Origin of the sequence: Paramaledivibacter caminithermalis DSM 15212, assembly GCF_900142245.1 — a bacterium.
GTDB lineage: Bacteria > Bacillota > Clostridia > Peptostreptococcales > Caminicellaceae > Paramaledivibacter > Paramaledivibacter caminithermalis.
On sequence record NZ_FRAG01000006.1, the window covers coordinates 81893 to 96969 of the forward strand.

The 15077-nt window shown below is 32.8% G+C and carries 13 protein-coding genes; 1 reads left to right on the plus strand and 12 read right to left on the minus strand.

Annotated features, from left to right (window positions below; all coding sequences use genetic code 11):
* The 6 genes from prdD to prdR all read right to left on the minus strand — a co-directional run bounded on the left by prdD (position 1) and on the right by prdR (position 7115).
* Positions 1-759, minus strand: coding sequence for a proline reductase cluster protein PrdD (prdD, locus tag BUB36_RS03910; protein ID WP_073147229.1), 759 nt, complete (start codon positions 757-759; stop codon positions 1-3).
* Between the two features lie 68 nt (positions 760-827).
* A complete protein-coding gene (prdB, locus tag BUB36_RS19050; RefSeq protein WP_084111661.1) occupies positions 828-1553 on the minus strand; it encodes a D-proline reductase (dithiol) protein PrdB in 726 nt (241 codons plus the stop codon).
* Positions 1554-1599: 46 nt separating this feature from the next.
* Positions 1600-1839, minus strand: a complete 240-nt coding sequence (locus BUB36_RS03925; RefSeq protein WP_073147235.1) for a CBO2463/CBO2479 domain-containing protein — start codon at positions 1837-1839, stop codon at positions 1600-1602.
* Positions 1840-1857: 18 nt separating this feature from the next.
* Complete coding sequence (prdA, locus tag BUB36_RS03930) at positions 1858-3759, minus strand: D-proline reductase (dithiol) proprotein PrdA (protein WP_073147237.1); 1902 nt, start codon at positions 3757-3759, stop codon at positions 1858-1860.
* A gap of 29 nt (positions 3760-3788) precedes the next feature.
* Positions 3789-5072 carry a proline reductase-associated electron transfer protein PrdC gene (gene prdC, locus BUB36_RS03935; protein ID WP_207550751.1) on the minus strand — a complete coding sequence of 428 codons (1284 nt, stop codon included), beginning with the start codon at positions 5070-5072 and terminating at the stop codon, positions 3789-3791.
* 297 nt (positions 5073-5369) lie between these two features.
* The gene (prdR, locus tag BUB36_RS03940; RefSeq protein ID WP_073147241.1) at positions 5370-7115 is read right to left on the minus strand and encodes a sigma-54 dependent transcriptional regulator PrdR; all 1746 of its coding nucleotides are present in this window, start codon (positions 7113-7115) and stop codon (positions 5370-5372) included.
* 511 nt (positions 7116-7626) lie between these two features.
* Between prdR and BUB36_RS03945 the strand changes: the two genes are divergently transcribed.
* Positions 7627-8340: an N-acetylmuramoyl-L-alanine amidase family protein gene (locus BUB36_RS03945; protein ID WP_073147243.1), complete on the plus strand. Its 714-nt coding sequence runs from the start codon at positions 7627-7629 to the stop codon at positions 8338-8340.
* Positions 8341-8627: 287 nt separating this feature from the next.
* Here BUB36_RS03945 and BUB36_RS03950 read toward each other — a convergent pair whose 3' ends face one another.
* The 6 genes from BUB36_RS03950 to BUB36_RS03975 all read right to left on the minus strand — a co-directional run bounded on the left by BUB36_RS03950 (position 8628) and on the right by BUB36_RS03975 (position 14599).
* Positions 8628-8846 carry a hypothetical protein gene (locus BUB36_RS03950; RefSeq protein WP_073147245.1) on the minus strand — a complete coding sequence of 73 codons (219 nt, stop codon included), beginning with the start codon at positions 8844-8846 and terminating at the stop codon, positions 8628-8630.
* Positions 8821-9792, minus strand: coding sequence for an ABC transporter ATP-binding protein (locus BUB36_RS03955; RefSeq protein ID WP_073147247.1), 972 nt, complete (start codon positions 9790-9792; stop codon positions 8821-8823). The genes BUB36_RS03950 and BUB36_RS03955 overlap by 26 nt, the downstream gene beginning before the upstream one ends.
* On the minus strand, positions 9792-10769 hold the full coding sequence (locus BUB36_RS03960; protein WP_073147249.1) for an ABC transporter ATP-binding protein: 978 nt from the start codon (positions 10767-10769) through the stop codon (positions 9792-9794). The genes BUB36_RS03955 and BUB36_RS03960 overlap by 1 nt, the downstream gene beginning before the upstream one ends.
* A gap of 11 nt (positions 10770-10780) precedes the next feature.
* Complete coding sequence (gene opp4C, locus BUB36_RS03965; RefSeq protein WP_073147251.1) at positions 10781-11704, minus strand: oligopeptide ABC transporter permease; 924 nt, start codon at positions 11702-11704, stop codon at positions 10781-10783.
* 12 nt (positions 11705-11716) lie between these two features.
* On the minus strand, positions 11717-12685 hold the full coding sequence (locus BUB36_RS03970; RefSeq protein WP_073147253.1) for an ABC transporter permease: 969 nt from the start codon (positions 12683-12685) through the stop codon (positions 11717-11719).
* A 120-nt stretch (positions 12686-12805) separates the two neighbouring features.
* On the minus strand, positions 12806-14599 hold the full coding sequence (locus BUB36_RS03975) for an ABC transporter substrate-binding protein (protein WP_073147255.1): 1794 nt from the start codon (positions 14597-14599) through the stop codon (positions 12806-12808).
* Positions 14600-15077 lie beyond the last annotated feature (478 nt).

The window sequence follows — 15077 nt, forward strand, 5'->3', positions numbered from 1 at the left end:
CTATGTCATAGCTCTTATTGCCCCATCTCTATATTCATTTGGAGATAGGATAATAGGTATATTCCCCATATCTATTATGGATCGTCCACCGCTAAATCCACTAGGCTCACTTGGTAGTATTTGATTATCGTAATTTGCCCCTTGTCCTGCAATTTGTTTTATAATCAAGACATTTTTTTTCCCACTTCTAATTCTGTCATAGTATTCATTTGCTTCACTACATTTTCTTCCATCCATATTTTTAAGTATATTTCTTAAGTTTTGAATAAATCTATCACAGACCCTATGGGTAGCTAGTGTAAGTTCTCTACTAAATGGCAATCCACCCTTTAAAGTGACATCAAAATGAATAATATAGTCCTTTATCGAAGGAGTCCCTGCTCGATCAAATACCATCTGCTCATCAAGAAATCCTTCTGAAGAACCGAATTCACTCATTTGCCTGCCATCTTCATCTACACCTGTTAGCATCACATATACTCCTGTGAGCGTATGGGTAATACCTTCTCCTATCTCTCCTAATACTTTAGCAGAAATAGGAATAATATCCATTATGGTATTTGTATACTTATGATATTCTCCTGGTTTTAAAATATCTATCTGAATACTTTTTACTAATTCTTCTGATTCTTCTAACAAAGGAATCTCTTTTTTATCAATAGTAAGAGTATTTTCATGAATGGTAGTTTTCTTTCCAAACATAACTTGTTCTATATGAAAGGATTTTATGACAAGCCTTCTTAAAATAGTATCTTTCATCTCTTTCCCCTCCACTAGAATATATTTGTTTTTCTTCCCGTCCTTAAATAGAACGGGAAGATTTCTTGCTATATCTCTGCTATATATTCATAAGGAAGGTTTTTGATTCTTCCTGGTGTTTCAATAGATACCAATGCCTCTAAAGTTTCTTTTGTGATTAATCTTTGCATTTCTGGATTATTAGGTTCCCCTGCATTTGCACCCATTGGAACCAATGGAGCAGATACCCTTGGTGAACCATTTTGTCTTACTACAGGAGGTAAAGCTGCAATAATAATAGTAGGTATTCCAGCTTCCTCAATTGCTCTCTGCACAATCACGGCAGAGCGGTGGCATGTCCCTCAGCCAGCTGTAAGCAATACTGCATCTACACCCTCTTCCTTTAATTGCTTAGCTATTTGGGGACCTGTTTCTTCAGTGAAAACCTTAACATCTCCACCGCCACCCATAAATCCAAAATTTACAGGAGCAAGTCCCTTGATAACTCCTTCTTCTGCTAGTTCTCTCATTCTATCAATTGGAAACATACAGTTAATATCCTTGTTTACATCGGCGTTATCATATCCTCCATGAGACACCATCAATTGGTCGCTTGGAGTATCTCCTGGAATAACTCTAAAACTTGTGTCTCCAGCTAAATTGAATCTTTTATCTGTTTTCAAATGTACTCCAGCAGCAGTAACCAATGCTACAACCATTTCATTCAATGGTTTCGTTACGGGAGTCCATACCACTGGAGGGGTATTTGGAACAAAAATTTCAGATTGCAGTCCTTTTACTACAGTTAAACTCATAATTTTCCTCCTCTTCTTTTATTTTTAACTTTTTTCTTATCTCTTCTTACCTCATAGCATGTTTTGCATATTCTTCATCTATATCTGGTCCCAATACCTCTGGATAAGTCATCATAAAACCAACTTCTTGACCTACCAATATTTCATATTCTGTTATTACTAACCTCCTAGGAACCTTAAGCTGACCCATTCTTCCTTTAAGATCTATTGTCACGGAGCCATCATCTACTCCAACAACTACTCCTTCAAAAAATCTTTCAGATGATATGTATTTTAATCTATTCATCTCTATCACCTTATTTTTTTATTCTACTTCATAAATTTCCCTTCTTTTTTTGCTTTTTTCTAATGATTGCTCATTAGGTTCAAGTTCTATCTTTCTTCCAGTTGATTTTTCTATAGCTTCAATATTGTTTAGTTTAACATTTGGATTCCATTTTCTTTCAGCTTCCTTTATTTCTTCTCCTGCCATTCTTGCCTTTAACATATATATTGCTCTTACTGCATCTTCTGGTGCAAGACAATTATTTTCAAGAATTTCATTTTCAATACCTTGAGCTGACTTATTGTTATCGACTAATGTATTCATATATGGATTTCCAACAACTAATTGCCCTTGAACAGCTGAAAAGGTAACACCGACTACTGGAATTCCCCTCATTCCAATTTGTTCTATATGACTTGCAAAATCAATATGGTTATTTCCGAAACCTTCTGTAGTTACTATAGCTCCATCAATATCCATAGCCTCTACAGTCATTCCTAACAGCTTTGAAACATAGAATTTTTCAGAGTTTACTTGAGGAGAACCCACGAATATTACCCCTGCTAAGTCTATCTCTTCATCATTCATGGCTTCTTTCACTAAAGGTTCTCTCCAATAATGTCTAGTAGTTTCCTTAGAAGCTGGTCCAATACAAGTTAACGCATGGATGCACCCATCCAATACTTGAAGAGGCGATACAACAACAGGTACATTTCCTAAATCAACATTTGGTTTTGCTCCTAAGGTTCCTGCTGGTTCTACTGGTAGAATAAAGTTATCGTGCATTGCACCCTGTCCCATAATCTCCTTGACTATTACTACTTTCTTTTTGCCTGGTCTACGGATTTGATTGAACTCTTCCTCATTTACGATAAGACTATCATCTGCTTTTTTTAGAGCTTCCCTTATTTCCTGAGTAATAATGTCAGTAGCTTCATGGGCTGCCATAGGACCTGGTCTTTCCATGTTTGTCCCAGCTTTTATTTTCACTTCTGTTTTTATGAATATTTCACCTTTATCTGGTGACCCTGGTCTTCCCCACATAATATTTCTATCTAGGATTCCTTCTGAAGAACCGAATTCACCAATTTGAACGCCATTTTCATCTGTACCAGTCACCATAACAATAACACCATCTATAACCCTAGTAATTCCTTCCCCAAGCTCTCCTTCTTCTTTAACAGCAATGGGTTGAACGTCCATTATAGTCTCACTATATTCTTGATATCTTTCTGGTGTTATAATATCTAGCTTCATATCCACAACCAAATCCTGTGACGCAATTGCATCCTTTAGAACATCTTTTCTAATAGTTAGCTTTGTTTTTTCTATTTTTGTCTCTTCACCTAATTCGACAGTATCTATTTTAAAGTGCTTTCTTTTTAGGCTTCTTACTATTTTTTCTGTGCTCTTTTCTCCTTTTTCTTCTGTTTCTTCAACCACTGGAATCTCTTTTATTTTATTGGATGTATGAGATAATGGTGCTACTGGCATACCACCAGCTATTGATACAGGAATTTCAAGATTGATATCCTTTCCTTCTCCAATATGAATTTTTACTGTACTTCCAGTAAAGCTTCCTATAGGTGCTACAGGAATTGCAGCACCCTCAATTCCTTCTCTAGCTTCTTTTTCTTCAATTCCATCATCTTCATCAGATACTTTAGTGCTTTCTGATCCCTCAATAGTTTTCACTCCATCTACTAAATCAGATGTTAGTGGAGTTAATGCATCAACCGTTTCCTTTAAAACTGCTCCTAAAACTTCACCAATCTTCAAACAATTATCTGGAATTTCTAGCAATCCTGAAGCTTCTAGATCTGGAATGATATTTGGATCTTCTAAATTAGACGGTTCAATAACAGTCCCTGCTTCGAACCTACAGCATGTAACAGCAATATCATTGGCATGTTCTTGGGCAGTTTCTAATGTGATAGACATATGATTTCCTCCTTATTTACTTAAATTTATTATTCTGTTTTTCTATACAGCTTGTGACCAAAAGCCCTTAGAACATGATCGGTGCTATGATATACGGAAACTCCTAACCTAGGAGCTACATTCATAACTGTGTTAGTTCAATCCTGACATGTTCCAGTAAGTACCACTTCTGCCCCTTGTTTTTTTAGATAAAGAACCTTTTCAGCTTGACCTGGGCAAGTACCGGGCTTATCACATCTATATCTTCCATTTACTTCAATCATTCTTTTGCATTTTGTAGTGGCTATAACCTCGCCACCCATATAGTGGGCAATTTCTTCTAACCTTTTTTCTTGAGCACCACATTCGCAAGCAATAACTCCGATTTTTCTTTTTTCTCTTGGAAAAGGCATGCTTACCAATATTCCACCTACTGTTTTAGTAATAGGAGTCGATTCTTCACCATGCTTTCCTGTAAAAGGCCCTCCTATTACAATCTCACCATAGGGTTCAATATAACCTCCACATTCCTTTATATAATAATTAACAGGTATCCCTATTGGCACATCAAAAAACACCTTCCCCTTAGAAGCATTTCTTAATCTTCCTCCTACTGTAATATCCTTCGTAATTACTGGTTTTCTTTCATCAATAGCTAATGCTACGTTTTTAAGGGTTTCAACATTAGATATGATGGCATTTGCTTCAATAGGTAATTGTCCTGGATTTAAAACAATTCCTAACAATTCTCTTACAATGACCCTTTCATCTCCTGCTGGATACATATTGGGTAAAAATTTTACTTCAATATTTTCTTCATTCCTACATGCTTTAGCAACTGCTATTAAAGCTTTCTTATGAATAGGCTTGATTGCAATATATCCTCTAGCAGCATTTGTGATTTCCATAACTATTTTAAGTCCTCTAATTACGATATCTGGATTCTCTTCAAGCAAAAGGATATTATGATTTAGTGTCGGTTCACACTCTGCAGCATTAACAATAATACATCCGCCCTCTAAATTGGCATTAAATTTTATATGGGCTGGAAAGCCTGCTCCTCCTGCTCCAACGATTCCAGCATCCTGTATGGCTTCAAGGTTATCTTTTGTATCCTTTATTTTTACATAATCTCCTGATTGATCTTCATATGCCTCTATAATAATCCTTGAATCATCTATCTCTATTACTTTTCCAAATACACTAGAATGTATATTTGCACCTAATCCTTGAGGCATTGCTATCAACTGTCCCTTTTTCACCTCTTCACCTATCTTCACTATTGGCTTTGCTTCTTTGCCTATGTGTTGCTTTAATAATATAGTAATATTCATCTTTTCCCCCCTTTACTTTGTGTTTTTTTTCACATAATTATATTAAGCAACAATTGTGCCAAAAATTATATAGAAATGCTTTTTTTCTTCTAAAGGCGCTTTTTCACAAACTATAAAGAAAATCTATGCTTTTTATCATAATAATAAATTCACTTTATTGATAAAAGTTTTGTCTGTTTTCCGACATTTTTTTATTTTATCAAGATACCTATTAAATTTTTAATCTCTATTTCTTGTGATTTTACTAACAATATTTTTAAAATAAAATAGAATGTCGATAATCCGTCATTTGTCGGATTATCGACATTCTATTTTATAGCTTTCAAGCTTATAGTATAATGTAGTCCTAGGTATATTTAATAATTTTGCAGCCTTAACCTTATTTCCATTTGCTAATTCCAAAGCTTTCCGAATCATATCAACTTCAAATTTCTTAATAGATTTATTTAAATCGAGGCTATTTTCTCCCATAAACCTCTTTTCACCTACTCTATTAATAATATATTTGGGAATCAAATCTATGGTTATAGTATCTTGTCTACATAATACCACCAAATTCTCAATGGTATTTTTTAGCTCCCTAATATTACCTTCCCAGTGGTAATTTTCTAATATTTTTAGAACTTCTGGTTCTATTCCTAGAATATTTTTTTTATTTTTCTTACATAATTCCTTCAAAAAAGAATCGATTAGTAAAGGAATATCTCCTTCCCTTTCCCTTAAAGGCGGTAAATTTATTTCTACTACATTAATACGATAATATAAATCCTGTCTAAACTTTTTTTCTTCTACTAATTTTTTTAAATCCACATTAGTTGCTGAAATAACTCGTGCATTAATAGGGATATATTTATTTCCTCCAACACGCTTTATTTGCTTTTCTTGTAATACCCTTAAAAGCTTAGCCTGCATGGATAAGGGTAAGTCTCCAATTTCATCTAGGAATATAGTTCCATCCTCTGCTAATTCGAATAACCCTATTTTCCCCATATTATTAGCCCCTGTAAATGCACCTTTCTCATATCCAAAAAATTCACTTTCAAATAATTCATTGGGAATTGCACTACAATTGATAGGAATAAAGAGACCTTTTCTATCGCTATGATCATGTATGTACCTTGCAAAAACTTCCTTTCCTGTACCACTCTCACCTGTAAGAAGTATGCTAGCCTCAGTTGCTGCAATTTGTCTAGCAGTTTCAATCTTTTTTCTTATTTTTTCGCTTTTACCAATAATTTCTCCTAATTGATCGCCCATAACTCTCTTCATTTCTTCTTCTAGGTACTGTAAGGTTTCATTTGCTTTTTGTAGTTCACTAGACATCTTTTTTACTTCTGATATATCTCTATCTGTACTTACAGCCCCAGAAAACTCTCCATCTATCCATATGGGTTCAACATTAATAATAATATGGTAATCTTTCTTAGGCATATGATAAACATTTTTAACAGCTTGTCTGCTTTTAAGAACCTTTAATATCATGGCATCTGGAAAAAAGTCCTTCATATGCCTACCAACAATTTCTTTTGATGAAACATCATATAATTTTTCACTTTTTTCATTCCAAAAAACAACCTGTCCCTCTTTATCTATAACACATAGGGCTTCATGTATACTATCAAGTATATGATTTAATTTTGCTTGTGATTTTTTTAAATTAGTATATAAATAATTCAATACTTCATCTTTTTTTATAACCCCTATTATTTCTCCATTCTCTATTACAGGTAATTTTCTAATTCTATTTTCTAACATTATGTCTTTACAAACTAATAAAGATGTTGTTTTATCAACACTTATTGCATCATCTATATATTTTTTTATAGGTATATCTTGATTCAGATTTTCTCCTATCATTTTAACTATATCGATGAATCTAACAAATCCTATCAATTTATTTTTTTTATCTACAATAAATACTTCTTCTATGTTTTCCTTAAGCATAGCTCTAATAAGTTCATTGACTCTATAATTTTCATTAGCTATAAGGAATTCCTTAGACATAATATCTTTAGCCAATAATTTTTTCGAATGTAAAAACATTCTTTTCACTCCTTTAAAGGATATATATTGCTGACATTAATAAATAATTCTTTACATATATTTTATCACTAATTTTATATCCATAAAGAAACAATGTAGTTTATACATATTTGATACTCTAAAATTCTATCCTGATTGTTAATAAATCTTTTGGTTTACCCTTCAAGGCACTAGTCTATTTATAAATGGTAACTATGGAATTTACTCATTTAATTATACCAAAATATTTAATATTCTTTGTTGATTTTGTATATTTTATAGATTAAGTTTTGGACATATATAACTATATTGCAAGTTTTTGTAGTATAATTAAGTTTGATGTGATTATTTATCTATAGATAAACAACATTAACATTTAAAATATATTTCAAAGAAAATAATGAATGCTTCTACATTTTTTCTTTGAAATTTATTAAACCTTGAAGTTGTTTATCTCTAATATTGTCTTATATGATTCATTTATAAAGGTTCATACATTTAAACTATACAGTTCTTAGAAGGAGTTAATTTTATGGAAGCAAATTACAAAAAAAAATCCTTATTCATAAAAAGACGTTTCTACCGACGCCTATTTGTATTAACAGTACTAACTATTACCATAACTATCATAAGTCTCCTTGTTTTTATGAAGTGTTCACCAGATTATATTTTCACTATTTGTATAGATCCTGGTCATGGTGGATATGACTCAGGCGCTGTAAATCAAACCTATAAAGTTAATGAAAAGGATATTGTTCTAGATATTTCTCTAAAATTAGGTGAAATTTTGAAAAAAAAGAATGTGAAGGTCATATATACCCGTAAAAAAGACAAGATACCGTGGAAGAACCAAAAAGAATCTTTGAAAGGAAGATGTAAAATTTCTAATAAATCTAATGCTGATATTTTTATATCAATTCATGCTAATAACTTTATAAAATCTAAAGATGTTAGAGGTGTTGAAGTATGGTGTAGATTTGAAAATACTGAAGCTGAAGTCCTTGCTAAAAAAATTAGTAACAAACTTTCAAGCATAGGCTATACAAAAAATAGGGGTTTAAAATATGAACGTGATCGCCCTCTATATGTATTAAGAAACACTAAAGCCATATCAGTATTAGTTGAATTAGGCTATCTGAGCAATCCACAAGATATAGAGTTTTTGATGTCGGAAGAAGGTAAGATTCAATGTGCAAAGTCAATTGGTGAGGCTATTATGGATTATTACTCTAGAAAAAATGATTAACTCCCAAAAATAGATATGATAGTATTTATATTCATTATATAGCTTGTAAAAGCTATATCTATAATTATATATAGGATTTACATAATAAGACTTAATTTATACATGTACAAATACACAATATTATTGGACATTTTGGACATGTATAAATTAAAGTCTTTACTTGATCGATTTACTTAGCCTTAAAATCCCTTTCTTTAAGGTTAACAGCATAAAATCAGGAGTATTACTGTTTTTTAATCTTCAGGATTCTACATAATTGTATATACTTATATCTTATTATTTCACTATTATTTCAATAGAAAATTAAAGCCTACAAAAACCAGTGTTATAAAAATAGCTACAAGGAAGAAAACTGGAGTCAAAACTTGAAAAGCAGCAATTATCATAGCAAGTATATCTTTCCATCCAACATCTAGTGGTCTATCTTTATATTCCTCATCTATTTGCTTTTTACGCTCTTCAACCCATTCCTTATGTCTTTTATTTTGCGAGGTGACACGCCACAAAGTGTTCATCTCCTAGCTTCCTGAATTCAGGCACTTGTTCCTTACATATATCTTCAGCATAGGGGCAACGTGTATGGAATTTACAACCAGATGGAGGATTAACGTTACTTGGAATATCTCCCTTTAATATAATCTGTTTCTTTTTAGTTTTTGGGTTAGCAACAGGAATAGCCGATAGCAAAGCCCTAGTATATGGATGTTTAGGATCTTGAAATAATTCTTTTTTACTTGAAAGTTCAACTAACGACCCTAGATACATAACTCCTACTCTATTACTTATATGTCTAACAACGCTAAGATCATGGGAAATAAATAAGTATGAAAGTCCAAGCTCCTCCTGTAAATCCATCATTAAATTTAATACTTGTGACTGAATAGAAACATCTAAAGCTGATACTGGTTCATCAGCAACAATAAATGATGGGTTTAAAGTCAATGCTCTAGCTATACCTATTCTCTGTCTTTGTCCACCAGAAAATTGATGTGGATAACGATTAATATGGTATCTTGCTAATCCACATTTTTCTAATAGCTGACATACCCTGTCTTCTAACTCTTTTCCCTTTTTCATAAAGCCATGTTGTACTATAGGCTCACTGATTATTTGTCCAACTGTCATCCTTGGATTTAAGGAACTATATGGATCTTGAAAAACTATCTGCATTTCTCGTCTTAATTCTTTCATTTCGTTTTTAGAAGCATTAATTACATCTTTTCCCTTATAATAAATTTCACCAGAAGTAGGCTCATGCAATCTCAATATAGCTCTACCAGTTGTAGATTTTCCACAACCTGATTCTCCAACTAAACCTAAGGTTTCACCTTCTTTTATCTTAAATGAAACGTCATCTGTAGCCTTAATATACCCCACGGTCTTTTTAAAAAAACCACCCGTTACTGGAAAATATTTTTTTAAATTCTTTACTTCTAATAATGCTTGGCCCATTATCTCACCTCCTCAGTTGCTACAAAACAGCTCACCTTATGTCCTGATGCTATTTCCTTTAATTCTGGTTTATGGGTTTTACATTTTTCTATTGCATAAGGACATCTTGGTTCGAAATAACATCCCTTTGGTAGGCGAAGCGGATGTGGTACCATTCCTTCTATACTGTCAAGTCTTCGTTTATCATCATCAAGACTTGGTATTGATTTCATTAAACCCTTTGTATAAGGATGACTTGGATTTTCAAAAAGTTCTTCAACTGGAGCATCTTCAACTACCTTTCCACAGTACATTACTATTACATGGTCTGCCATTTGAGCAACAACTCCAAGGTCATGGGTTATAAGCATTATAGCTGTTCCAAGCTTTTTTTTCAATTCATTCATAAGCTGTAAAATCTGCGCTTGTATTGTAACATCTAAAGCAGTTGTAGGTTCATCTGCTATAAGCAAACTCGGTTCACATGCTAATGCCATGGCTATCATAACCCTCTGACGCATACCTCCACTCAGCTGGTGAGGATAATCATCTACAACCCTCTCTGCTCTAGGTATTCCAACAATCTTTAGCATTTCAATAGCTTTATTTTTTGCTTCTTCTCTGCTCATATCTTGATGGAGCATTAAAACCTCCATTATTTGCTCCCCTACTTTAAAAACAGGATTTAATGAAGTCATTGGCTCCTGAAATATCATAGAAATTTCATTACCACGAATGGTCTGCATCTCTTCAGTTGTTTTTTGCAGTAAGTCTTCACCTTTAAACTTTATTGCCCCTTCTATAGTTTTACCAGGTTCTTCCACCAACTGCATAACCGACATTGAGGTTACACTCTTACCACTACCAGATTCTCCAACTATTCCTAGAGTTTCTCCCTTCTTTATCTTAAAATCAACACCATCTACTGCCTTTACAACTCCCTTATCAGTAAAAAAGTGAGTTTTTACATTTTTTACATCTAACAGAAATTCTGACACTTTTATCCCTCCTAACGATTTGATTTTGGATCAACTGCATCCCTTAAGCCGTCACCCATTAAGTTAATACTCATAACTGCAATAAATATACAAAACCCTGGTGGTATCCAAAGCCACGGCATATTCTTCAAAACGTATGATCTTGTTGCATATGTAACCATATTTCCCCATGTGGGTATAGGAGGAACTACTCCAAGACCTAAGAAGGATAATGCAGATTCAGACATTATTGCTCCTGCAACACCTAAAGTTGCATTTACTATTATATAAGCAAATGTATTCGGTATCAAATGTCTAAATATTTTACGAGAATCCGATAATCCTAAAGCTGTTGCAGCTTGCATAAATTCTTGTTCTCTCAAAGTAAGTATCTGTCCCCTTATCATTCTGGCAAGACCTGGAAATCTTAAAACACCTATAATAACCATAACCATATACATCTTATTTTCCGTAGAAACCTTCGTGCCTAGAATAGCAGACAATGTTATAGCAAGAGGCAAAAATGGAAAAGAGTAAATTATTTCTGCTATGCGCATCAAAATGTTATCTATCCAACCACCATAAAATCCTGAAACTCCCCCAAATAATATTCCTAGGACTAATGAAACCCCTACAGAAAATAATCCAACCTTAAGCGAAATTCGTCCACCATATAATATACGAGTAAAGTAATCCCTACCTAATTCATCAGTTCCAAGCCAATGACTCATACTAGGCGGCTGTTCAGCATTGAGTAAATCTACAGCATCTCTTTCATAGGGCGTAATAATCGGTGCTAAAATAACTAATAATATCAATATAGAAATTGCTATCAATCCAAATACAGCTAATTTATTCTTTTTAAAGTTAGCCCATACCATTTCCCATAGTCCAACAACTTCTTGCTCTTCATTTTTCTTTTGAGCATCAGCCTTTTTAATTGCTTCTGACTTCATAACCTTAGCCTCCTATTCTACTTTAACTCTTGGGTCAACTAGGGCATATCCAATATCCTGTAATAGATTCCCCATAAGCATGAGTATAGCGAAAAACATATTAAGAGTCATTACTATATTATAGTCTCTCATAATAACTCCATGATATAATACTCTACCAATTCCAGGCCAAACAAATACCCTCTCTGTGATAATTGCACCTGTAAATAATGTAGGTATCCAAATACCTATTAAAGTAACTATAGGAATCAAAGCATTACGAAATGCATGTCTATATATAACAACTTTCTCACTTAAACCCTTTGAGCGAGCTGTTCTTATGTAATCCTGCTTTATAACCTCAAGCATACTATTACGAACATATCTTACTAGGCTTGCTAAACTACCAATTGTAAGCACAATTGTAGGAAGAACCATATGCTTAGCTACATCTAAAGCATAAGCTAGACCTGTGTACCGACTTCCAGCAGTAATCATACCACTTATAGGGAATATCTTTAAATTTACTGCAAAACCAAAAATCAACAACAGTCCAAAAAAGAAGGATGGCATAGAAATACCTATTAGTGAAAATACAGTCCAAAAATTATCAGTCCTTGAATATTTTTTAACAGCACATATTATCCCAACGGGTATGGAAATACCAAATGCTAATATAAAAACAACTATATTTAGTAAAAATGTATTCCATATAAACTGGCTTATTACTTCACTTACAGGCCTTTTATACTCTATTGATTCTCCAAAGTCTCCTGTCAGCATACGCTTTAACCACATTATGTACTGAATATGTATTGGTTTATCAAGTCCCAGCTTTGCCTTTATTCTCTCTTTTACCTCAGGATTAACCTTGCTATTTACTCCTAAGTAAGCCTGTATTGGGTCTCCAGGCATAGCCTGTACTAAAATAAATAAAAGCATAGAAATGATAAGTATTACTGGAATCATTTGAAGTAATCTTCTTAAAATGTACTTTAGCAATATATCTCCTCCTTTTAATTTATTTAATTAAGAAAACTTAACATTTTCTGATATATTGAATAATACCCGGTAATAAACCGGGCATTATATTTATATATACGAATATAAAAGTACAGAGTTCTATTCTTCTATATACATATTAACTATATCATGGGACCAGTTATAAATAGCTGTAGGATTATATCCCTTAACTCTGTTATTAACTAGGTCTGTATAAAGGTTAGCATATAAAATCAATATCGGCATTTCATCATTTATATTTAGTGCCCATTCTTCATATAGTTTCTTAGCCTTATCTAAATCAAATTCTTTCCTTAATTCTACTAACAACTCATCATTCTTATCGTTGCGGAATCTAGCAGTATTATCTCCACCTTGTATATCAAACTTTGAATGCCAATTACTATACAAATCTTGTGCTGGGTCAGGTGTATAGAAATTAACTGCCATACTATACATATTAAAGCCTTCTCTTTCATCATAAACCTTAGTAAGTAATGAGTTGAAATCCATCATACTTATTTCAAGTTCAACACCAATTTGTTTATAATTTTCAGCCATTAAACCCGCAACCATTTCCCACATTTCTGCTTCTGCTATTGATGCTATATGAATAGTGAGCTTCTTCCCATCTTTATATCTATATCCATCATCACCTAATTTCCAACCTGCTTGTTCAAGAAGCTCAGCTGCTTTTTCTGGATTGTAATCGTAACTTGTAAGTTTCTCTTGAAGCTCTTTAGTATATCCCCAAGCAACTTGATTGATAGGTACATCTTGGGTCTTTGCTAAGCCCTTGAAGAAAGTATCAACAAATGCCTTACGATTGAAGCCATATACTAAAGCCTTACGAACATTCTTATCATTTGTCGGTTCTTCTTGACAGTTAAATTTAAGATATCCATACCCTGATCTTGGATATTTATAAAAATCAATAAAGCCAGCCTCTTTAGCTATCTCAAGCTTATCAGGGTCAATCTCTCCAGCTATCATATCAATTTGACCAGCTACTAATTCTTCTGTTTGAGTAGAATCTTCAGTTTGTTTAATTATGACTCTTGGTATTTGAGGCTTCTTATCACCAAAATAATTTTCATTTATTTCCATCTCTACAAATTGTCCTGGTTCAAATTTTACTAATTTATATGGTCCACTACCTAATATTTCATGTTGTTTAGCTTTCAATTCTTCTGTATGACCTTTTTCAAATCCATAAAAATGCTCAGGCATAATATATAATTGTCCTATAAAGTTCTCAATATTTATTCTTAATGCTTCTTTAAAAGTAAAGGATATAGTATAATCGTCTATTACTTTTATACCTTCCATGAATTTGATTTTACCTTCCTTATCCTTATTGTACTCATCAAATCCAACTATATCCTGAACAACAGCAATATGTCGACCATCATAGCTTGGATCTGCCACTGTATGATATGTAAATGCAACATCCTTAGCTGTAAGAGGAGTTCCATCGGAAAACTTTACATCATCTCTTAAATGAAATGTAAATGTTTTGTGATCTTCTGAAACCTCATAGCTCTTCGCAACAACATTTTCTATTTCACCCTTATTATTATATCTTAATAATGGACTAAAACATAATCTCATAACATATGCATCAGTAACTGATGAATTGTAAGCACTAATGAATTGCCCCTTAAATCCACCAGAATCACCCACTATAAATGTATTACTTGAATCCCTCGTTTTTGCAGGGTTAGGAACTGTACTATCACTCTCTTGTTTCTTAACATTTTGAGCATCCTGTTGTCCAGCTTCACTTATTTGATCAGCTACCTGCTTTTCTCCAGAGCCTTGCGAATCGCTATTAGTTTCCTTTGAACATCCTGATAAAGCTAATGTAAAAATTAAACAAAATACAAGTAAAAACACTAATGATCTTTTAAACACTTTTAATCCCCCTCAATTCAAAATAATAATCTAAAAAATGCTTAAATAATGTATTATATAGATTCTTCATATCGCCCCCCTTCAATGTTATGTTCATTTTATTTCAAATATTCTGACATTGTTCGACATAATAATATTTTTATATACAATTTTTTTAATATGAGTTGGTGCACTTAGTTGTTTCAAACTATTTGCTATAAAATATAGGACTTAGCACCCTCAATTATTCTATAGAAAAATATATTTAAATCTTTAATTAAAATATTTAGCAATTATAAAATTTTATATATATTATAATATTTTTACACAGTTTAGTCAATATTTGTTATTACAGTTGCCACGGCAATCCCATGATAGGGATTTGCATAATAAGACTTAATTTATATATTTATAAAGGCGTCTGACAACGCATTTTAGTCCAAAGTTCCAAGTTTTAAGGTCATTTTTTCAAGTCTAAAAAAACTTAATTTCTGCTTCT

What these genes read in the sequence shown, in the direction of transcription:
- prdD (WP_073147229.1), bottom strand. Translation starts at nt 759, where the DNA reads ATGAAAGATACTATTTTAAGAAGGCTTGTCATAAAATCCTTTCATATA.
- BUB36_RS03925 (WP_073147235.1), bottom strand. Translation starts at nt 1,839, where the DNA reads ATGAATAGATTAAAATACATATCATCTGAAAGATTTTTTGAAGGAGTA.
- prdA (WP_073147237.1), bottom strand. Translation starts at nt 3,759, where the DNA reads ATGTCTATCACATTAGAAACTGCCCAAGAACATGCCAATGATATTGCT.
- prdR (WP_073147241.1), bottom strand. Translation starts at nt 7,115, where the DNA reads ATGTTTTTACATTCGAAAAAATTATTGGCTAAAGATATTATGTCTAAG.
- BUB36_RS03945 (WP_073147243.1), top strand. Translation starts at nt 7,627, where the DNA reads ATGGAAGCAAATTACAAAAAAAAATCCTTATTCATAAAAAGACGTTTC.
- BUB36_RS03955 (WP_073147247.1), bottom strand. Translation starts at nt 9,792, where the DNA reads ATGGGCCAAGCATTATTAGAAGTAAAGAATTTAAAAAAATATTTTCCA.
- opp4C (WP_073147251.1), bottom strand. Translation starts at nt 11,704, where the DNA reads ATGAAGTCAGAAGCAATTAAAAAGGCTGATGCTCAAAAGAAAAATGAA.